The 19,786-nt window shown below is 37.7% G+C and carries 18 protein-coding genes and 1 tRNA gene; 5 read left to right on the top strand and 14 right to left on the bottom strand.

Translation table 11 applies throughout. From position 1 onward, the window contains the following. Positions 1-45 precede the first annotated feature (45 nt). The 8 genes from infB to PSA_RS06970 form a co-directional block, all read right to left on the bottom strand. Positions 46-2,739 (bottom strand): translation initiation factor IF-2, encoded by a 2,694-nt coding sequence (infB, locus tag PSA_RS07005; protein ID WP_059364819.1) that lies wholly within the window; start codon positions 2,737-2,739, stop codon positions 46-48. Between the two features lie 24 nt (positions 2,740-2,763). Beyond that, positions 2,764-4,266, bottom strand: coding sequence for a transcription termination factor NusA (nusA, locus tag PSA_RS07000; protein WP_042146096.1), 1,503 nt, complete (start codon positions 4,264-4,266; stop codon positions 2,764-2,766). Between the two features lie 52 nt (positions 4,267-4,318). Next, positions 4,319-4,783, bottom strand: a complete 465-nt coding sequence (gene rimP, locus PSA_RS06995; protein ID WP_042146098.1) for a ribosome maturation factor RimP — start codon at positions 4,781-4,783, stop codon at positions 4,319-4,321. A 527-nt stretch (positions 4,784-5,310) separates the two neighbouring features. After that, on the bottom strand, positions 5,311-5,910 hold the full coding sequence (gene recR, locus PSA_RS06990) for a recombination mediator RecR (RefSeq protein ID WP_042146100.1): 600 nt from the start codon (positions 5,908-5,910) through the stop codon (positions 5,311-5,313). Between the two features lie 97 nt (positions 5,911-6,007). Continuing rightward, a complete protein-coding gene (locus PSA_RS06985; RefSeq protein ID WP_042146102.1) occupies positions 6,008-6,334 on the bottom strand; it encodes a YbaB/EbfC family nucleoid-associated protein in 327 nt (108 codons plus the stop codon). Positions 6,335-6,425: 91 nt separating this feature from the next. Continuing rightward, complete coding sequence (gene dnaX, locus PSA_RS06980) at positions 6,426-8,786, bottom strand: DNA polymerase III subunit gamma/tau (RefSeq protein WP_042146104.1); 2,361 nt, start codon at positions 8,784-8,786, stop codon at positions 6,426-6,428. 36 nt (positions 8,787-8,822) lie between these two features. Beyond that, positions 8,823-9,368 carry an adenine phosphoribosyltransferase gene (gene apt, locus PSA_RS06975; protein ID WP_042146106.1) on the bottom strand — a complete coding sequence of 182 codons (546 nt, stop codon included), beginning with the start codon at positions 9,366-9,368 and terminating at the stop codon, positions 8,823-8,825. A gap of 385 nt (positions 9,369-9,753) precedes the next feature. After that, positions 9,754-12,495, bottom strand: coding sequence for an ankyrin repeat domain-containing protein (locus PSA_RS06970; RefSeq protein WP_059364816.1), 2,742 nt, complete (start codon positions 12,493-12,495; stop codon positions 9,754-9,756). 425 nt (positions 12,496-12,920) lie between these two features. On the opposite strand from PSA_RS06970, the gene PSA_RS06965 reads away from it, so the two are divergent. After that, positions 12,921-13,310, top strand: coding sequence for a hypothetical protein (locus tag PSA_RS06965; RefSeq protein WP_042149654.1), 390 nt, complete (start codon positions 12,921-12,923; stop codon positions 13,308-13,310). 315 nt (positions 13,311-13,625) lie between these two features. Here the strand turns inward: PSA_RS06965 and PSA_RS06960 are convergent, their stop codons facing one another. The 3 genes from PSA_RS06960 to PSA_RS25110 all read right to left on the bottom strand — a co-directional run bounded on the left by PSA_RS06960 (position 13,626) and on the right by PSA_RS25110 (position 15,666). Then, complete coding sequence (locus PSA_RS06960) at positions 13,626-14,417, bottom strand: hypothetical protein (protein WP_052380162.1); 792 nt, start codon at positions 14,415-14,417, stop codon at positions 13,626-13,628. A 108-nt stretch (positions 14,418-14,525) separates the two neighbouring features. Further along, complete coding sequence (locus tag PSA_RS06955; RefSeq protein WP_042149651.1) at positions 14,526-15,293, bottom strand: helix-turn-helix domain-containing protein; 768 nt, start codon at positions 15,291-15,293, stop codon at positions 14,526-14,528. A gap of 202 nt (positions 15,294-15,495) precedes the next feature. Then, positions 15,496-15,666 (bottom strand): hypothetical protein, encoded by a 171-nt coding sequence (locus tag PSA_RS25110; protein WP_157575751.1) that lies wholly within the window; start codon positions 15,664-15,666, stop codon positions 15,496-15,498. Between the two features lie 250 nt (positions 15,667-15,916). Here PSA_RS25110 and PSA_RS06950 point away from each other — a divergent pair, with 250 nt between their 5' ends. The 4 genes from PSA_RS06950 (at position 15,917) to PSA_RS06935 (ending at position 18,487) form a co-directional block, all read left to right on the top strand. After that, positions 15,917-16,780 carry an AAA family ATPase gene (locus tag PSA_RS06950; RefSeq protein ID WP_042149648.1) on the top strand — a complete coding sequence of 288 codons (864 nt, stop codon included), beginning with the start codon at positions 15,917-15,919 and terminating at the stop codon, positions 16,778-16,780. A gap of 235 nt (positions 16,781-17,015) precedes the next feature. Next, positions 17,016-17,231, top strand: coding sequence for a hypothetical protein (locus PSA_RS06945; protein WP_042149645.1), 216 nt, complete (start codon positions 17,016-17,018; stop codon positions 17,229-17,231). Next, complete coding sequence (locus PSA_RS06940) at positions 17,228-18,232, top strand: Arm DNA-binding domain-containing protein (protein ID WP_042149640.1); 1,005 nt, start codon at positions 17,228-17,230, stop codon at positions 18,230-18,232. Before PSA_RS06945 ends, PSA_RS06940 begins: the two co-directional genes overlap by 4 nt. Further along, the gene (locus PSA_RS06935) at positions 18,233-18,487 is read left to right on the top strand and encodes a tyrosine-type recombinase/integrase (RefSeq protein WP_042149638.1); all 255 of its coding nucleotides are present in this window, start codon (positions 18,233-18,235) and stop codon (positions 18,485-18,487) included. It begins immediately after the preceding gene. Between the two features lie 52 nt (positions 18,488-18,539). Here the strand turns inward: PSA_RS06935 and PSA_RS06930 are convergent. From PSA_RS06930 to tpiA, 3 genes are all read right to left on the bottom strand, one after another. Beyond that, positions 18,540-18,624 (bottom strand) — tRNA-Leu (locus tag PSA_RS06930). Positions 18,625-18,641: 17 nt separating this feature from the next. Next, positions 18,642-18,992, bottom strand: coding sequence for a preprotein translocase subunit SecG (secG, locus tag PSA_RS06925; RefSeq protein WP_042149635.1), 351 nt, complete (start codon positions 18,990-18,992; stop codon positions 18,642-18,644). A gap of 1 nt (position 18,993) precedes the next feature. Continuing rightward, positions 18,994-19,743 carry a triose-phosphate isomerase gene (gene tpiA, locus PSA_RS06920; RefSeq protein WP_042149632.1) on the bottom strand — a complete coding sequence of 250 codons (750 nt, stop codon included), beginning with the start codon at positions 19,741-19,743 and terminating at the stop codon, positions 18,994-18,996. Positions 19,744-19,786 lie beyond the last annotated feature (43 nt).

Genomic DNA, 19,786 nt, shown 5'->3' with positions numbered 1-19,786 from the left:
ATGGGGGCTAAAGCCCCCATTCATTCATTTTGAAATTACTAAAAATTATAGTGAACGTTGAACTTCAACAATTTCAAATACTTCAATCTGATCGCCAACTTTAACGTCATTGTAGTTCTTAACACCGATACCACATTCCATACCGTTACGAACTTCTTGAACGTCATCTTTAAAGCGACGAAGTGACTCTAGTTCACCTTCGTAGATAACAACATTATCACGTAGAACACGAATTGGGTTACTACGTTTAATTGTACCTTCTGTAACCATACAACCTGCGATTGCACCAATCTTAGGTGATTTGAATACATCACGTACTTCAGCAAGACCAATGATCTCTTGCTTGAATTCTGGTGCTAACATACCAGACATTGCTTGCTTAACTTCTTCAATCAATGCATAGATAACGCTGTAGTAACGTAAATCTAGGTTTTCAGTTTCAATTACTTTACGTGCTGATGCATCGGCACGTACGTTGAAACCAACAACGATTGCATTTGAAGCTGCAGCGAGTGTTGCATCAGTTTCAGTGATTCCACCAACACCAGTACCAACGATTTTAACTTTAACTTCATCAGTAGATAGTCTTAATAGTGAATCAGAAATTGCTTCAATTGAACCTTGTACATCAGCTTTAAGTACAACGTTAACTTCAGAAACATCACCAGCAGTCATATTTGAGAACATGTTCTCAAGTTTCGCTTTTTGCTGACGAGCAAGTTTAACATCACGGAATTTACCTTGACGGTAAAGTGCTACTTCACGTGCTTTCTTCTCATCTTTAACAACTGTCGCTTCATCACCTGCCGCTGGAATACCTGATAAACCTAAGATTTCAACTGGAATTGCTGGACCCGCCGATGAAATGTCTTTACCGTTTTCATCACGCATTGCTCTTACACGGCCATATTCTTGACCACATAAAACGATATCGCCTTTATTCAAAGTACCTTCTTGAATAAGGATAGATGCAACTGGACCACGGCCTTTATCTAGACGAGATTCAATAACAACACCAGCAGCCATGCCTGCTTTAGAAGCTGTAAGCTCTAGTACTTCAGATTGTAATAAGATTTGCTCTAATAAAGCATCAACATTCTCACCAGTTTTAGCTGAAATATGTACGAATGGTACATCACCACCCCACTCTTCAGGTATAACATCATGTTGAGAAAGCTCATTCTTAACGCGATCTGGATCTGCGCCTTCTTTATCGATTTTGTTTACTGCAATAATAAGTGGTACCTCTGCAGCTTTAGCATGTTGAACAGCTTCAATTGTTTGTGGCATAACACCATCATCTGCTGCAACTACTAATACAACTATATCAGTCGCTTTAGCACCACGCGCACGCATTGATGTAAATGCCGCGTGACCAGGAGTATCTAAGAAAGTAATCATACCATTCTCAGTATCTACGTGGTATGCACCGATATGCTGTGTAATACCGCCCGCTTCACCGTCAGCTACTTTAGCTTTACGAATGTAATCAAGTGTAGAAGTTTTACCGTGATCTACGTGACCCATTACAGTAACTACTGGTGCACGAGATTCTTTAGTACCCGCTTCACCACGGTCAGCAAGAACATTAGTTTCTAATTCATTTTCTTTAACTAAAACAACTTTATAACCCATTTCTTCTGCAACAAGTTGTGCAGTTTCTTGGTCGATGATTTGGTTAATTGTAACCATATCACCCATTTTCATCATTGCTTTAACAACTTCTACACCTTTAACTGACATTCTGTCAGCTAAATCAGCTACGCTGATAGTCTCGCTGATGCGAACATCTTTTGATTTAACTTCACCAGTTGGTTTTGTAAAACCATGCTGTAATGAAGTTGGTGCTTTAAGTTTGTTTTTACCGCGACCTTTACCACGTAAAGTAGTTTGAGCTGCAGCTGGTTTTTTCTTCTTACGACGACGATCACTTTTCGCTTCTTTAGCTTCAGTTTCATCTTCAGCAGCACGTGCTACAGTTGAAGTCGTGACGTGTAAATCAGCATTTGCTTCAGCTTTTTTACGTGCTGCTTCTTCAGCTTTCCAACGCGCTTCATTTTCTTCAGCTAACTTACGTGCTTCTTCAGTTAACTTTAATGCTTCTGCTTCAGCTTTTTTACGAGCTGTTTCATCAGCAATGTTTTGAATACGCTGTGCTTCTTGACGTTCTTTAGCAATACGTTGTGCTTCTTCTTTACTTACAACCTTTTTAGGTTGAGCAGCAGCTTTACGTGCAGCTAATGCTTTTTCTTTCGCTTCTTGCTTAGCTTTAACTTCAGCTTCATGCTTTAATTTTGCAGCTGCTTCTGGGTTTGCTTTTTGCTTAGCGATTAGTTCTGCATTTTCTTCAGCTTTAATTGCAGCTTCTTTTTCAACAGCACGTTCAGCTAAACGTTTTTGCAATGCTTCGGCATCTTTTTTAGCTTGCTCTTGCTGTTGTTCTTGAACTGCGCTTTTCTTAGCGTATGTACGTTTTTTACGAACTTCAACTTGAACTGATTTTTTACCTTTAACGTTTAAAGTACTTTTACTTTTACGTTGTAAAGTCATTTTAGCTGGTTCAGTAGTACCTTTACCACCATGCTGCTTGCTTAAATGATCTAGCAAGGTTGATTTTTCAGCATCTGATACATTATCAGTTTCTGCTTTATTAATACCTGCTTGTGCTAACTGTTTAACTAATTTATCAACAGTTGTGCCTATATCACTGGCCAGCTTTTTTACGCTTACATCTGCCATCTACTTGTTATCTCCGTCAATAAATTATTCGTTAGCGAACCAGCATATATTACGAGCAGCCATTATTAGCTTGCCAGCTTCTTCATCAGGAAGCTCCGTAATCTCTACTAATTCATCAATACCTTGTTCTGCCAAGTCTTCTAAAGTAATTACACCTTTACTTGCCATAACAAACGCTAAATGCTTTTCTAAGCCTTCAAGGGCTAATAAATCTTCAGCTGGATGCGCATCTTCTAATGTTTCTTCTGATGCTAATGCTTTTGTAGTAATTGCTGCTTTTGCACGATTACGCAGTTCTTCAACTGTTTCTTCGTCTAAATCACCAATTTCCATAAATTCTGCAACTGGGATGTATGCAACTTCTTCTAATGAAGAGAAACCTTCTTCGATTAGTAAAGTGGCAAAATCTTCGTCTAAATCTAAGTTTTCAGTAAATAATGACATTAATTTATCTGATTCAGCTTGATTCTTTTCAGCCATATCATCAACAGTCATTACATTTAGTTCCCAACCCGTAAGTTGTGTTGCTAAACGAATGTTCTGACCGTTACGACCGATAGCTTGTGCTAAGTTATCAGCTTCAACTGCGATATCCATAGAATGCGTATCTTCATCCATTACGATTGAAGCAACTTCTGCAGGCGCCATTGCATTAATAACAAATTGCGCTGGGTTATCATCGTATAAAACGATATCAATACGCTCACCACCAAGCTCTGTAGATACAGCTTGAACACGTGCACCACGCATACCAACACACGCACCAACAGGGTCAATACGTTTATCGTTAGATTTAACAGCGATTTTTGCACGAGAACCAGGATCACGTGCCCCAGCTTTAATGTCGATTGTTTCTTCGCCAACTTCTGGCACCTCAATGCGGAATAATTCAATCAGCATTTCAGGCTTTGAACGTGTTACAAATAACTGTGCGCCACGAGCTTCTGGTTTTACATCGTAAAGTAAACCACGTACACGATCGCCTGGGCGGAAGTTTTCACGTGGTAACATATCATCACGGTATATAACAGCTTCAGCGTTATTACCTAAGTCTAACATTACAGCTTCGCGCGTTGCTTTTTTGACAACACCTGTCACCATTTCGCCAACTTGATCTTGATATGCTTCAACCACTAAAGCACGTTCAGCTTCACGTACTTTTTGTACGATTACTTGCTTAGCTGTTTGCGTTGTAACACGGTCAAATTTAATTGAGTCAATTTGATCTTCAATAAATTCACCAAGTTTGATTTCAGGCTCTTCATATTGAGCCGCTTCAACTGTGATTTCTTTGAATGGGTTTTCTAAACAACCTGTTTCTGGGTTATTTTCTGCAACCATCCAACGACGGAAAGTATCGTATTCACCTGTTTTACGGTCAATACATACTCTTACATCAATATCACCTTCGTGCTTTTTCTTTGTAGCAGTTGCTAAAGCGATTTCTAAAGCTTCAAAAATCTTCTCTTTTGGAACTGCTTTTTCATTGGAAACAGCTTCTGCTACCAATAATATCTCTTTTGCCATTTTATATGCCTCGCTGCCTTAATTCCTTTATGCTTAATAAAAATTTAGCAGTTTAAAATTTAGCAATAATGTTTGCTTTTTCGACGTTACCTAGCATGATCATAAAATCTGAACCATCTATAGATAAAGTCAACATATCACCTTCTACTGATACCAAATCGCCCTTAAAATTACGGCGACCATCTTGAGGAAGTTTTGTTCTTAATCGAATTTCTTCACCCTGTGCTTTTTTATAATGTTCTAGCTTGAACAAAGGACGATCTATACCAGGAGAAGAGACTTCCAAATTGTATTCATTTGTTATTGGATCTTCGACATCTAAAATTGCGCTAATTTGACGACTCGTGTCAGCACAATTATCAACCGTAATTCCCTCAGCATTTTGTAAATTTTCAATATATACACGCAAAGTAGAATGCTGGCCAGCTCGAACAAACTCTAGGCCTAGTAACTCAAAACCTAATGCTTCAACGGCAGGTTCTAACATAGCTGTTAAATCTTGCTCTAGCTTAGTCACAAAAATCCTCCATACAGACAAAAAAGGGCTCAATACCCACATATAACCAATTACATTAAATAATTGTTTTCACTTATTTAATAAAACTGACATTTATTTTGCTTCAGAAACAACAACGCCCCTATCTAAGGGGCGCACACCTGAAACAAAAAAAATGTGTGCCCTGCAGGGCTTGCGTATTAACTTTAATGCCAAATATAAAAGCACTAAAACGCAAAATGCGCATTACCAGAATGCGCCATAACCATCATTATCAGTATAAACCGATAATGGCTTGGTTGCGGTAGCTTAAACTAAGTTTAAATTGCTCAATGAACAAATAAATTTAATTATATGTCCAGCACCGCTTTATGATGGCAGGGATTATAATTTCCCGCAGCTAATTTAGCAACCTTTGAATAGCTTATTTTTTGAGATAAAGTGAATGGAAGCCAATATTACTCAAGCTCAGTCACTACAACCGATTAGCCGAAGTAACAAGCTTATTAAGTCGATCCATATTTTTAGGACTTTTTAAGGCTAAAATACTAAACTATTTTTCTACCGTTAAAAGCATGTGAGAGTGTCATACCATCCACTAAATCAAGCTCACCACCGACAGGTACACCATGGGCGATACGAGATGCTTTAACTTGATGCTTTAAACAAAGTTCAGCGATAAAGTGCGCTGTTGTTTCGCCTTCAATTGTTGGGTTTGTGGCTAAAATAACTTCATTCACTTCACTTGAAAGTAAAACTGTTTCTAATTGATCTAAGCCAATTTCTTTTGGCCCTATACCATCTAACGGCGATAAATGCCCCATCAATACAAAATAACGACCTAAATACTGTCCAGTTTGTTCTATTGCAAGAATATCTGATGGTGACTCAACAACACATAACAAACCCGAGTCGATTCGTTTTACGTTTTGACATAAATCACATACTTCTTCTTCACAAAAAGTACGACACGATTTGCAATGCCCTATTTTTTCCATCGCATTTGTTAAGGATTGCCCTAACTGACTGCCGCCATGCCTATCTCGCTCTAATAAGTGAAATGCAATTCTTTGCGCCGATTTTGGTCCAATGCCTGGCAGACATCTTAATGCGTCGATTAATTGAGAAAGACTTGCAGATAGTTTCATTGAGTTTCGCTTACATACTTTTAGAGTTGGTTATTAAAAACTCTTGGCAATTTTCATTGGCAAGAGTTTTTAGATTCTTTATTGATTATAGAATCAATTAAAACGGCATTTTCATACCTGGTGGCATTTGCATGCCACCTGTTACTTTAGCCATTCTTGATTCACTTTCTTGTGCAACACGACGCACTGCGTCATTAGTTGCTGCTGCTAGTAAATCTTCAATCATGTCTTTATCATCTTCCATAAGGCTTTCATCGATTTCTACACGACGAACATTATGGTTACCTAGCATAGTAACTTTAACTAGACCTGCGCCAGCTTCACCAACAACTTCCATTTTTGCAATTTCTTCTTGGGCTTTTTGCATGCGCTCTTGCATTTGCTGCGCTTGCTTCATCATGTTGCCCATTCCGCCTTTAAACATATTCTCTACTCTCTAATTACATTTGACTAAATTTAAACTGAGCAAAAGATAAGGATTTCTTTTACTGATTACAAGTTTAAATACCTACATTTTATCTTGTTTGTACACTTGATTCATCCATTTGAGCATCAAAGCGAGATACAAACTGTGTTATAACAGGATCTTGCTTTAATACTTCAGTTGCATGCTGCAATCTGTCGGAATCTATCTTTTGCTGTATTAGGTAAGGTGAATTTTCAACTGTACCTTCAAACTGCACTTGTAAGTCAATCACTTCATTTAATACTTGAGATAAACTTGTTTGCAGTTGTTCTCGTAACATCTGACTATCAAGATGCTGTTGCGTTAAATCTACATTTAAAAAAACCTGATTATCTTGCTTTTGATATATTGAGTGTAAAGCAAATTGACGAATACGCCCACCCAAGGCCATCTGATTAATAATATCTGCCCAGTGATCTTTTTGATAAGCAAATTTAGTATCACTCAAAGGACTAACAAAGCCTTCTGGTATTTCTATTACTTGCTCAATTTCTTCTTCAACCGGTCCAGTATCACCTGATATTTGAAATAACAGTTCAGGAGCTAAGTTTGCAGGATCAGACTTTATTCTTTCATGTATTTGTTGTTTTTTTCGAGGCTGTGTGGGCCTAATCTCTGGTTTTTTTATCTCTGCTACTTCGCCCCTTTGGAGCTCAGTCTTTTTTACGGGTGTTTCATTTTTTGTAGCAACTTGTTCTGCGGCTACTTTACTAGGCGACGATAACTGACCTGTACCTGATATATTCCTATTTGCTAAAATACGTGCGATAGCAGATTGTGCACCCGACATCATTTTAGCTACATTAACAGGCTCTTCTTGTTCAACATTAGGCAATTGTATGCCAGTTTCGGCTAGGTCACTACGTTGAATATCTGGATTGTGCGGAACTGAGGACGCTTGATCCGTTTGTTCACTTTGATAATGCGTTGACTCAAAGGCTTGAGCTTGTTCCATTGCTTCAGATGATTGATTATCACTATGTTGTTCTACAGCATTGCCAGTATCTGATGCGCTAGGTATCAATTGCTGTGCATTGTCTAATACATCTTGCATTTGTGCATTAATATCAGCTTCAGTGACAGTATCCGCTGATTGAATATTTGCTTGCTGTTCAGCTATATTATTTTTAGGTATTGATCTAGCTTGCTGTTCAATAATTTCAGCGACAGCCTCTGTCGTCACTTGTTTTTCAGGCTCAGAATTTGTTTTGCTCGGAGCATTAGATTTAGGTTGATCTAATAGTTGACGCAAATTTGCCATTTTACTGGTTTTATCAGTTTGAGCAGTTGCAGTATTTTGATTCACGGGTGCAGACTGTACATGGGCACTCGGCTCAAATGCTAGCAATCTGAGCAGAACCATCTCAAAACCAAGTTTTGCTTCTGGTGCCCATAATAAATCTTTTTTACCATTGAGTAATAACTGATAATAAACTTGAATTTGTTCCGCACTACTTTGGCTGGCAACTTGAGAGATAAACGCTTCGTTCTTATCATCTAAATTGGCTGCACTCGGTACTAATTGTGTCATTAAAATTAAATGTGTTAATGCCAACAAATCATCAAGTACCCTAGTATAACTTGGGTTTTGCATTGAAAGTTGCGAAACGACATCTAATAAAGCTTCACCATCATTACACACTATGGCAACAAATAACTTTTGTGACCAACTGATGTCCATTAGCCCTAACATAGTCATTATATCAGGTGTTTTTAACTGACCATTAGTTTGTGCTATTGCTTGATCGGTTAAACTTAAAGCATCACGCATACTGCCATCGGCAGCTTTTGCTAGTAACTTAAGCGCTTCAACATCAAAGCTAAGTTGTTCTTTATTTAATATTGTATCTAATTGTTGTTGGATTTCATCTTGAGACAGTGCACTGAGATTAAACTGTAAACAACGAGATAAAATTGTAACAGGCAGCTTTTGAGGATCGGTTGTCGCGAGTAAAAACTTAACATGCTCTGGTGGCTCTTCTAAAATTTTAAGTAAAGCATTAAAACTGTGTTTTGATAACATATGAACTTCATCTATCAAGTAGACTTTATAACGTCCTCTAGATGGTGCATATTGCACGTTATCTAATATTTCTCTAGTATCTTCAACTTTAGTTCTTGATGCCGCATCGATTTCTAATAGATCTATATATCTACCTTCTTCGATATCTAAACAAGTTGAGCAGGTACCGCAGGGCTCTGCCGTAATGCCCTGCTCACAGTTAAGGCTTTTTGAAAATATACGCGCTATCGTGGTTTTACCTACACCACGTGTACCAGTAAATAGATATGCATGATGCAATCTCTGTTGTTCAAGACCATTAATTAAAGCTTGTTTAACATGATTTTGACCAACTAACTGGTGAAAGTTTTGTGGTCGCCATTTACGTGCAAGAACCTGATAGCTCATTTATTATTAACCCTTAAGATCACTTATCGAAACTGACTATTCGCCTTCAAATTCCACTAACTTTAATATATTTATCCCTAAGTCTTTCATTTTATCTTCACCACCTAGTTCTGGTAATGAAACAACAAATGCAGCATCAGTTGCTTTGCCACCTAATCGCTCAACTAATTTGTACGTCGCTTCGATAGTGCCGCCCGTTGCTAATAGATCGTCAACTAATAATACTTTATCGCCTGCTACAATAGCGTCAGTATGTAATTCTAATACATCTTCACCATATTCTAATTGGTATGCTTGACTTGTAACGGCTCTTGGTAATTTACCTGGTTTACGAACTGGCACAAATGGAATACCTAAAGCGTAAGATAAAGGCGCACCAAAAATAAAGCCTCTCGCTTCAGTACCGATGATTTTAGTAAAACCTTTGTCTTTATAATTATCGGAAAATAAATCAATTACCGCTTTAAAAGCGTCAGGATCAGCCATTAAAGTTGTTACATCACGAAACATGATGTCTGGCTTTGGGTAATTAGGAACTGTTGCGATGCTCGCTTTTATTTTATCAATGCTTGACTGTGTCATTTTTGACTCTAGAAAATTTATAACTCATTAAGTGCATTATACCCAAGCCATTTCAAGATGCGAGTTTCCCAAGGAATTAAAGCTTAACATAAGTGAATAATCGTCTTTTTCTATCAGGCACAAAAAAGCCGGTTTAGTTATAAACCGGCTTTTTCATTATTTGGTGCGGATGGGGGGACTTGAAAGTTCACTCCACCTTCAGATACCTTAATATACAAGCAATCTTATATTTTCACAGGGTATTACGGGGTATATTCCCGCTTGGCTATGATCCAACAAAGATCCAAAAGACAGTATAAAATATTATAAATATTTAAAGGTATCCTCAAAGCTGTTGTGATTAAGTCACTCCACTCTTATCTAAGCAAGAGGGAGAGGATTAAGCTTATTGACAAGTACCTGAATCCCATTCCCACTGACCTGAAAATGAATTGTATTTTTGTTGGGCTTGAAATCTAACTTTTCTACCATCTGCATAGGTGCGGTAACAGTCGCCATTAGTACAACTAGTATTACAGGTAGTGTAACCATTTCTTGGAGCTGGTTTAGCAGGATACTTTGCCTGCTCTAAACCACTGAACCCATCATTATTCCTAATCATATCTGCTAAGTTGTAATTGCTTTCTTGTATAGCATAATCTAAGGCACTCCTTTGTTTTTGCTTCCAATTTACAGCAGATATATCCGCACCACTTGCGATAAGCACTTTAGCTTCATTTAATCTGCCAAAGTAACCAGCAAGCATTAACGGAGAAAAACCATCATTGATTTTCTGATTCAGATTCGCACCAGCTTTAATCAGCAACTGAGCTAATTCACTACCATCGTGTTTTTGATTTTTTTGACTGTTTACCGTCCTGTGCAACGGCGCCCAGCCATTACTGTTCGCCTTATTGACATCAGCTCCCGCTTTTATCAAAGCCTTTACCATTGATACCTTATTACTTGAGACAGCACTTAAAAGTGGTGTCCAATCATCATTGTCTGCAAGATTTGTATTCGCTTTAGCACTTAACAACACATTGAATTCATTTAAACGGTTATTCGATACAGCTAACCTTAGAGGTGTACTGCCAGAGCTGGTTTTCTGATTCAAGTTTGCGCCAGCCTTAATCAGTAATTGAGCCAATTTTCTGCCATCATGCTTTTGATTTTTTTGACTGTTTACTGTCCAATGTAATGGCGCCCAGCCATCGCGACCCGCCTTATTGACATCAGCTCCCGCTTTTATCAAAGCCTTTACCATTGATACCTTATTACTTGAGACAGCACTTAAAAGTGGTGTCCAATCATCATTGTCTGCGATATTTGTATTAGCTTTTGCACTTAACAGCACCTTGAATTCATTTAAACGGTTGTTCGATACTGCTAAGTTTAAAGGCGTATCGCCAGAGCTGGTTTTCTGATTCAAGTTTGCGCCAGCTTTAATCAGCAACTGAGCTAATTCACTACCATCGTGTTTTTGATTTTTTTGACTGTTTACCGTCCTGTGCAACGGCGCCCAGCCATTACTGTTCGCCTTATTGACATCAGCTCCCGCTTTTATCAAAGCCTTTACCATTGATACCTTATTACTTGAGACAGCACTTAAAAGTGGTGTCCAATCATCATTGTCTGCGATATTTGTATTAGCTTTTGCACTTAACAACACATTGAATTCATTTAAACGGTTGTTCGATACTGCTAAGTTTAAAGGCGTATCGCCAGAGCTGGTTTTCTGATTCAAGTTTGCGCCAGCTTTAATCAGCAACTGAGCTAATTCACTACCATCGTGTTTTTGATTTTTTTGACTGTTTACCGTCCTGTGCAACGGCGCCCAGCCATTACTGTTCGCCTTATTGACATCAGCTCCCGCTTTTATCAAAGCCTTTACCATTGATACCTTATTACTTGAGACAGCACTTAAAAGTGGTGTCCAATCATCATTGTCTGCAATATTTGTATTAGCGTTTGCACTTAACAGCACCTTGAATTCATTTAAACGGTTGTTCAATACTGCTAAGTTTAAAGGCGTATCGCCAGAGCTGTTTTTCTGATTCAAGTTTGCGCCAGCTTTAATCAGCAATTGAGCTAATTCACTACCATCGTGTTTTTGATTTTTTTGACTGTTTACTGTCCAATGTAATGGCGTCCAGCCATTACTGTGCGCCTTATTGACATCAGCTCCCGCTTTTATCAAAGCCTTTACCATTGATACCTTATTACTTGAGACAGCACTTAAAAGTGGTGTCCAACTGCTACTCTTTGCTATATTAATATCTACATTATGCTTTATTAACTCATCCAAAATATCAGTGGACTTTAACTTTAAAGCTTCAAATACTGCCGTTTCTCCATATTTTGAGTCCCTTAAATTAGGGTTTGCTCCTTCATTTAAAAGCAAAGTAACAGCTTTGATATTACTATTCTTAACAGCTTCCATTAAAGGTGAGTAATAATTTTTATCAAAAAAGTCTACATCATATCCGTCTCTAATAAATTCTTTTAAAGCTTCAGTCGATTTGCTACCTAACGACTTCATCATTTTATTTCTGGCAGAAGAAATCATAAAGGACTGAGCTAAAATCAGCTCTGTCAGCTTAACTTTAGTAATAATATCTTCACTTACTTTAACGTGTTCAATTATCGTTTTTCCTTTATATTTTTTGTTAAGGTCAGTTTTATTATTGATTAGCTTACCTGCGTATTTCTTATTGACCTTAGCTAAATCCGTTAAATAAATAAAAGGGATTAGTCCTTTTTTATCCGCAACATTGACGTTCGCGCCATTATCTAAAAGTAACTGAACTATTAATTCCTTCTCTAGACTAACAGCTAGACCTAGAGGTGTTTTACCATCACTACCATATTTATTGATGTCATGCTTATTACTTAACAGAAACTCCACTACTTGAGGTTTGTTGAGAAGAATAGCAGTATGAAGAGGATGTTTGGTATATTGAATATTTATAGGCTGGGATTCTTTGTGGTTGACAGCTATCTTTCGAAAGGATTTGTCTTCATATATTTTTAAAACTTCAACATCTTGATTTATTATTGCATCAACATATCCATCTGCTGTTGGAGTTATACCACAACCATTAAGTAAACCTATAATAGCTCCAGCTAGTAAAACCTTTTTAAACATACTACCTCTTTTATGCGTACGGAGGTATACCTTGTTAGAACCTCCTATTCAATAATTATCGAGCGCAAAGGTTAACATAAACATAGCCTTAACATCAAATTAACATTAAACACCTAAGCGTTTTGAGTTCGTTTGATAGCTGGTAGTGGTAAACTTTAAAAGTATGCATAATCTAAAATTTTTAATTTGGATTAGTGTCAGATAATTGCTCTACCGTAATCACCCGCGTGATACGAGTTGGCCTGCGCACCCAGCTTTTATCAAATCATGGAGGCATGGAGTGCTGGTTGAGATCCGTATGGTGTACACTGATTTAACCTTTCAGTAGACTTCGCTGATATAACTGGAGGTAAAAGAAGGAAATCAAGACTATTACCTAACACCGCACCTAGTTACTTATAGGTCAATTAATATGAGTAACAATAATGAGTACAACAATTGAGTTTTATAAAACATACTCGCGCCAATCTCGCTCCATGTGGGCAGATAACGCACGTGTAGTGTTGACGTTCGATGCTGAGTCGAAACAAGGGGTATACCTGCACCTTGGAGACTTTGGCATTAATGGCTTTTCGATTAGCAAGCAACTTCAAGCTCTTTTACCTACACCACTTCAGCAACAATATATCGACGTTGCACACATTGATATTGTGATGCACGTTTTCCATAAGCATATTGAAGGTTATTGTAAAGAACACGTTTTAGAAGCTGCTTTCAAAGAAGTCTTCTTATTGAATCAAGAAGCTTTTTTTTCTAAATCAGCTAAAAGCCAATGGGAGAAGTCACTCCATAGTTTTGTTGAACATAGCGATTAACATTGCATCCACAACGAGCCTTAATTGGCTCGTTTTTTATTAACCTGCAAAATTTCCCTATCTTGAAACTAATTAACATTGTACTGGAAACAAACCTGCGGCTATTGCAAGCTGCGTCCCATCACATAGTGATGGCCTACTCAAGCTGGGTCTGCAAACCTCAGCACTACACTGATTAAAAGCGCGGTATGCCATTTAAATCACACCATGTACATAGGTGGTCTCACATAAAAATGAAAGACTTAAGAAACACTCAAGGCGCTGATAATAGCGCCTTGAGTGTTTTTATCTATCACCTGATAATTTAGCTGTTGTTTAGTTGAATGAATCATTTGTAGTTATGTCGGAGTCAAAATCAGTTGAGCTAATATCATTATCAAAAGATGAGTCAAAATCAATATTATTGGTATCTAGGTTATCATAATCTAACTGAGCCTCTGCCATATCAGAATAATCTACTCCAAATGGATTCCCAGCTGTATCGACTGCACTTCCATTAAGCATTGGTAAGCCAGTTGCGGGGTTTATTAAGGTTTGTTCTTCATTAATACCTGTTTGTGTAGAACTACCGTTTTGATTGTTTTCATTATCATTACTCAAGTCACTATGACTTGGGTGAAAAGTAGCATATTTTTCTTCAAGTTCAGTTTGGTCATGAGAGGTTGTTTTAGGGCTTAACAGCCATGAGATAATAGCGGTCAAAACCCACAGTATACCAGCCGTTCCCATTAGATAATGAGGATGTGTATTAATAGCAACAATTATAGATGTTCCCACTATAAACACAAACTTACTAAGACTAATCAAAGAACTTTTATTTGAGTTATTTTCTTGAGCATTTACATCTAAATTTTCAAGATAGCCTATAACTTTAGTACAGTCCTGTACAAACCCCGATAAATTAGGAATAGAGAAAGCATCTTCATGGATTAGTTTATTTCTAAGGGTTGCTATCTTTCTTACGTCACGCACCATAGAAGGAGGTAGCAACGTCTCCACATTAGATACTTTTTGATGTAAGCCGCGCCCTTGTGCGGATAGCTTGAGCTGAAGTAAAGTTTCTATTTTTTTTGTGTTCTTTATAACCGCTTCATACTGGCTACTCATATCAATCCCTTTTAACTTATTGTTAAATATATTTTTATATAAAAATATTATTATAATGAGTTTAAGATGACCATCAAAACTTTTAAGCAGCTTCTACGCCCTTTCTCATTAGTGGAGCCAAAACTTATGATAAAGAATAGAAATCAGTTCCTTGTTGTAAATATACTTAACATGCTGATCAAAAAACTGCTTATCTAAACCATTTTCGCCTTTATCAAATAACTTGTTATGAACCCTCTCGGCATCCATTATGAAGCGCCGTTTATGTGAAAAACATAATATTTTACTCACGCGGTTCTCAATGGTGACTGCTTGTTCGTACCGCTTTAGTATATCCAATCGATGTGGAATGGTCTTAGCGCTTGCTTCAACCTCTAAGCCAATTAATTCATTGCCATCATATACGATGGCATCAAATCGTCTTTTTTTACCCAAATTTTCTTTTTCTTGTTCTTTCTCTGTAATAAAAAAGACATAATTCTCTTCTTTAACACCTAATGCCACAATAGCTTGAAGCATGAGGTCATGAGTCAATGTTTTAAAATTTAGCGTAGACTTCTTAGTTGTATATTTGAGAGCTTGGTTGTGTAATGCCTCTATCATCCTTACCCCTTTGGGCCTAAGTAAAAACACACGTTTGTCTCTGCACGCAAACGTTGCAACTTCAGCAATTACCTCTTCACGTTCATAACGACGTAATAGTCGATTAACAACTGAACGATCAACACCCCACAGTAATTCAAGTACAGCTGGTGAGGTAAATCCAAATCGATAGATCCAATCAAGCAAGCTATACAACTTGGCTTGATGCCTTGCTTGAGTTGATGGTGACTGTATATAACGTGCGAGAATCCCTCTCTCATTTATTGGTATCATTTCACTCTCCTTGTTTAATAATAATTAGGTTCTAGGCAAGCGAAACACCCTAAGGCAGGACTTGGAGATTGATTACTGTTAGGTAATCAAAGAAAGGCAATCGAACAAGAGTTCGACTTCATCATTTCATGACATAACTGCTTAATTCCTTGCTCTGCTTGACTCGTCAAGCGCCACTGCGCTATTGATTCCATCAATAACATTAAACAGCAACGCGCATCGTCTGCCCTTCGGTTGCGGAGCAAATCGCTCTAGAGAGACTACGGGGCGAGAACAGAGCAATTTGCTCCGCATCCTCTTTGAGGCTGACTACGATGCGCTTTTTTATTTTTTCAAAATGCTTCCGTATAAAAATCATCTTCGATATTTTCATACTCACGCCTTTAGATGCTTATCTCACGATAAGGCTTTTATAGGCTTAACTCTGCGAGTTACGCACTTCTTCACTTTTCAAGTGATACCTACCTAAAAATACTTTTTGCTCGAAGAGCAAAGAAGTATTTTTAGGTAGGTTCGCAGCAAACAAAAACATCGTTGACTGAAGTAATTTTTATAACAACGGTTAGTTTGCTCGTTGATTACTTATGTAGAGGTTCTTTTCATTAAAACTAGGAATCTAACAAATGAACAAACAACTCGAACTATTTGGCGAAACTATTCATGCAGGTGTCGGCTATATAAGAAACCAGATAAATACAGTCAAAATAAAAGCCAAGGCTGCATTAGGCTATGGCACCAACAATCCCATTAAGTATAAAGAATTTAAAAACATTAAAGGGGTTGATCGCACACCTCTATTCGGCAAGTATTTCAAGACAGGTGATATTGTGGAGCTAGCAGGGGCACAAGGTGGTGGTAAGTCTTTTCTAACATACAAAATGATCACAGCTATATGCACTGGCGGTCAGTTTTTAGGTGAATACGCACCTCAAGCAAAGAAGGTTCTTTTGCTCGATGGTGAACTACCTGTCGATGATGTCAATCATAGGTTTGACAATATATTAAACTTACTAAATGTCGAACAATTAAGCCTATTTGAAAACAACTTCAGTATTATCAATCGTGAGTTTGCAGGTGGGCTGTTACCCGACTTATGTAAACTCCAGGAGAACGATCAACTTTTCATAGACATGCTTAAGTTTGATGTTGTTGTGATCGATAGCCTCAAAACCAACACCTTTGGTAGCAATATATCAAGTGCCGATGAAATATCAGGGTTGATCAGATTATTCTTATTATTAAAGGCGCAAGGGGTTACAGTAATTTATATCAATCATTTCACTAAAGGTGAAGTTGTACTTGGCTCTGTCGATTTTGACATTATCAACGATGTCACTCTGAAGTTTTCAATTGATAAAAAGAAAGGTTGTGGGGTTAGGAAGCTAGAAGTTGTCAAAGGCAGAAGTATGAGTGATGCGGAAAAAGCACCAACCTATTTTACTTTCCACCCCGATGAGCATGGCACACCTTTCCGGCAAGTAGCTTAAAAAATTTAAAATTTTTGAAGAAATTTCGTGCTGAGCTAACGCAGCGAAGTTTCTTTTTTTACATTAAAAAACCTTTAAAATCAAAAGCTAAATATTTTTCAAAAAAACAAAGATAAACTTAACTTATTGTTATGTATGTGATTTCCAAAAAAAACGAAACAATTAACCGAAAAAAAACTTTTTTTATATCATGCCTGTGATTTGAACAATAAATGAATAAAAAAGTTGAGGCTATATGAAACAAGACACAAATACACCATTCATAATTAATTTAGGTTGGGTTCATCCACGAATTATGGAATCTTTAAAAGGCTTTACAAGGGATCAATTAGATGGCCGAAGAAAAGCAGGAAAATTCATCGAAGGCGTACATTGGATAAAAGATCCCGTTGGCACAATTAATTGGCATTTCGAAAACATCAACAGTTGGATTGAAGGCATTGAAGAATGATAAGCATTAACGAAGCTAAAGTTATAGCAAAAAAGTACACTGGCGTCACAATACACGGCAATGCGATACGAATCACATTTATGTATCAAGGGAAGCGCTGCCTTGAAACACTAAAGAACGTACAGCTAAGCAAAACAAACATTAAAGCAGCATTCAATAGACGAATGGCTATTTGTCATAACATAGAGCATGGTCTATTTGACTATACGGCGGCGTTTCCCAATTCTAAAACTGCTTTAGCGTTAATCAAAAACGATGCCTCTAATTCAACGATACCATTAAGTCTGTTCTTAGATAAATTCATCACAGACTCTAAGGCCAACAACCGCCCAAAAACACACCAAAATAATAGCTACAGAGCAGAGAAGTATATTAGACCTTTCTTTGGTGAGCGCTGTATGAAAAGCATGAAAATATCCGAACTAAAAGAGTGGATTAATAAAGATCTAGCACACCTATCTAACAAAACTATAGGTGAAGTTTTAACTCCATTGAGGGCTGCATTTCGCTTCGCAATAGAAGATAAAGTAATTACTGAAAATCCAATGGATTTAGTAAAGAACCCAAAGAAAGAAAAATGTGATGAAGCTGACCCTTACACACAGTCTGAAATAGCAAAGCTAATGTCCACTGACACTGAGCGAGAGATAGAAAGAGATGCATTAACGTTCGCTACTTGGACAGGCTTACGTCCGTCTGAACTGTTAGCTATTTCACTATGTGATATTGATTTTGAAAAAAGGAAGCTTTATGTCAACCGAGGTGTTGTTAGAGGTGTTTTTGCAAGCACAAAAAACGATGGTAGTTCCCGTTGTATTGACCTTTTAGACGAAGCATTTGATATTCTACAAAACCTTGTAAATAGAACCGAAAACTTTAAATTTTTCAAAGTCAAAGTTCTTCAAGCCAACAACAGACTGTTTGATGATAAGGAGCTACAGTTTATTTTTACTAGCTCTAAATCAAAAAGTTTTTGGACTGATAGTGAGTCCTTCAATTAAATGTTCGTAAAGCCTCACTGTAAAGCAGCTGGTGTGCGCTATCGCCCAATAGGTCAAGCTAGGCATACATATGGTAGCCAACTCATTACAGCTGGTATACCTCTAAACTGGATTTCTAAGCAAATGGGCCATAGCAGCATTAAGATGTTAGAGAAGCATTATGGTCGTTGGATGGAATCTGAGATACCAGATATGGCAGCGCAAGTGTCAAAAAAGCTTAAGAAAAAGCAAAAAAGTGATAATGATCCAAGCTAGATCCATTAAAAAGAAGAAAGCCCGTAACTCATTGAGTTACGGGCTTTTTATTTGGTGCGGATGGGGGGACTTGAACCCCCACGCCCTAAAGCACAGCCCCCTCAAGGCTGCGTGTCTACCAATTCCACCACATCCGCATTTTCTTTTCTAAAGATTAGTTTGGTACGTCTGAACCTTTATTGTCACTAACTGGCACATCTTCAGTACCTGGTGCTGCTAGCGTTTCAACAGCTGGTACTGTTGATAAATCTGACCATTCATCAGTTTTTTTAATTTGATTTGCAGTTAAGTTACCTAATATGATGCTTAATACAAAAAATACAGCGGCTAAAACTGTTGTTGTTTTAGTCATAAAGTTACCAGCACCACTCGAACCAAATACAGTTGCAGATGCGCCAGCTCCAAAAGATGAGCCCATATCTGCGCCCTTACCTTGTTGGATTAAAACCATACCGATTAAAGCCAATGCGGTAATTAAATAAACTACTAAAAATATTTCGTACATCTTATGCGTTCCTTTGGGCACTGTTACAGATATTTACAAAAGCGTTTGGTTTTAAGCTTGCGCCGCCAATCAAACCACCATCGATATCTGCTTGTGCAAACAACAATTCGCTATTTTGGTCATTAACACTTCCACCATACAGAAGCGCAATATTTTGTGATACAACAACATCTAATGCTGCTATCTCATCTCGTATAAATTTGTGCACTTGTTGTGCTTGTTCAGGGGAGGCTGTTTTACCAGTACCAATGGCCCAAACGGGTTCGTATGCTATCACAGAATTAACAAGGGCTGCTACACCTAATTTATTAATTACTGCATTTATTTGTTCAGAAACCACTGACTCAGTTAAGCCTTGCTCTCTTTGTTCTTCACTTTCACCTACACATAGAATAGGTGTTAAGTTATGTTGTTGTGCTTTTTCAAATTTAGCAGCAACATCATCATTTGACTCGCCATAAATACTACGGCGCTCAGAATGTCCAACTAAAGTGTACTTACAGCCCAGTTCAGCAACAAGTTTTGCATCAACTTCACCCGTAAATGCACCTGCATCTTCTTGGGATACAGTTTGAGCACCGGCTACTATGCCAGACTCTAGTGCCTTAGATAAAAGCGGAAATGGAGGAAAAATAAGTACATCAATTTTATTATTTGACGCGTTTTTCAATGTATCTGCCATGGTAGTGACTAACTCAACTGAGCCATTCATTTTCCAGTTACCAGCGACTATTGGTTTACGTGATGCCATTTTAGCCTCTTTTTAAGTTACCATTAAATAAAGCGGGCGAATT

Origin of the sequence: Pseudoalteromonas sp. '520P1 No. 423', assembly GCF_001269985.1 — a bacterium.
Classification (GTDB): domain Bacteria; phylum Pseudomonadota; class Gammaproteobacteria; order Enterobacterales; family Alteromonadaceae; genus Pseudoalteromonas.
The sequence above is the reverse complement of the archived record's forward strand: the minus strand, read 5'-3'. Positions and strand labels throughout refer to the sequence as shown.

Bases quoted from the DNA above. Each gene is read 5' to 3' on its own strand.
- infB (WP_059364819.1), bottom strand. From the start codon at position 2,739: ATGGCAGATGTAAGCGTAAAAAAGCTGGCCAGTGATATAGGCACAACT.
- nusA (WP_042146096.1), bottom strand. From the start codon at position 4,266: ATGGCAAAAGAGATATTATTGGTAGCAGAAGCTGTTTCCAATGAAAAA.
- recR (WP_042146100.1), bottom strand. From the start codon at position 5,910: ATGAAACTATCTGCAAGTCTTTCTCAATTAATCGACGCATTAAGATGT.
- PSA_RS06985 (WP_042146102.1), bottom strand. From the start codon at position 6,334: ATGTTTAAAGGCGGAATGGGCAACATGATGAAGCAAGCGCAGCAAATG.
- dnaX (WP_042146104.1), bottom strand. From the start codon at position 8,786: ATGAGCTATCAGGTTCTTGCACGTAAATGGCGACCACAAAACTTTCAC.
- apt (WP_042146106.1), bottom strand. From the start codon at position 9,368: ATGACACAGTCAAGCATTGATAAAATAAAAGCGAGCATCGCAACAGTT.
- PSA_RS06970 (WP_059364816.1), bottom strand. From the start codon at position 12,495: ATGTTTAAAAAGGTTTTACTAGCTGGAGCTATTATAGGTTTACTTAAT.
- PSA_RS06965 (WP_042149654.1), top strand. From the start codon at position 12,921: ATGAGTACAACAATTGAGTTTTATAAAACATACTCGCGCCAATCTCGC.
- PSA_RS06960 (WP_052380162.1), bottom strand. From the start codon at position 14,417: ATGAGTAGCCAGTATGAAGCGGTTATAAAGAACACAAAAAAAATAGAA.
- PSA_RS06955 (WP_042149651.1), bottom strand. From the start codon at position 15,293: ATGATACCAATAAATGAGAGAGGGATTCTCGCACGTTATATACAGTCA.
- PSA_RS25110 (WP_157575751.1), bottom strand. From the start codon at position 15,666: ATGAAAATATCGAAGATGATTTTTATACGGAAGCATTTTGAAAAAATA.
- PSA_RS06950 (WP_042149648.1), top strand. From the start codon at position 15,917: ATGAACAAACAACTCGAACTATTTGGCGAAACTATTCATGCAGGTGTC.
- PSA_RS06945 (WP_042149645.1), top strand. From the start codon at position 17,016: ATGAAACAAGACACAAATACACCATTCATAATTAATTTAGGTTGGGTT.
- PSA_RS06940 (WP_042149640.1), top strand. From the start codon at position 17,228: ATGATAAGCATTAACGAAGCTAAAGTTATAGCAAAAAAGTACACTGGC.
- PSA_RS06935 (WP_042149638.1), top strand. From the start codon at position 18,233: ATGTTCGTAAAGCCTCACTGTAAAGCAGCTGGTGTGCGCTATCGCCCA.
- secG (WP_042149635.1), bottom strand. From the start codon at position 18,992: ATGTACGAAATATTTTTAGTAGTTTATTTAATTACCGCATTGGCTTTA.
- tpiA (WP_042149632.1), bottom strand. From the start codon at position 19,743: ATGGCATCACGTAAACCAATAGTCGCTGGTAACTGGAAAATGAATGGC.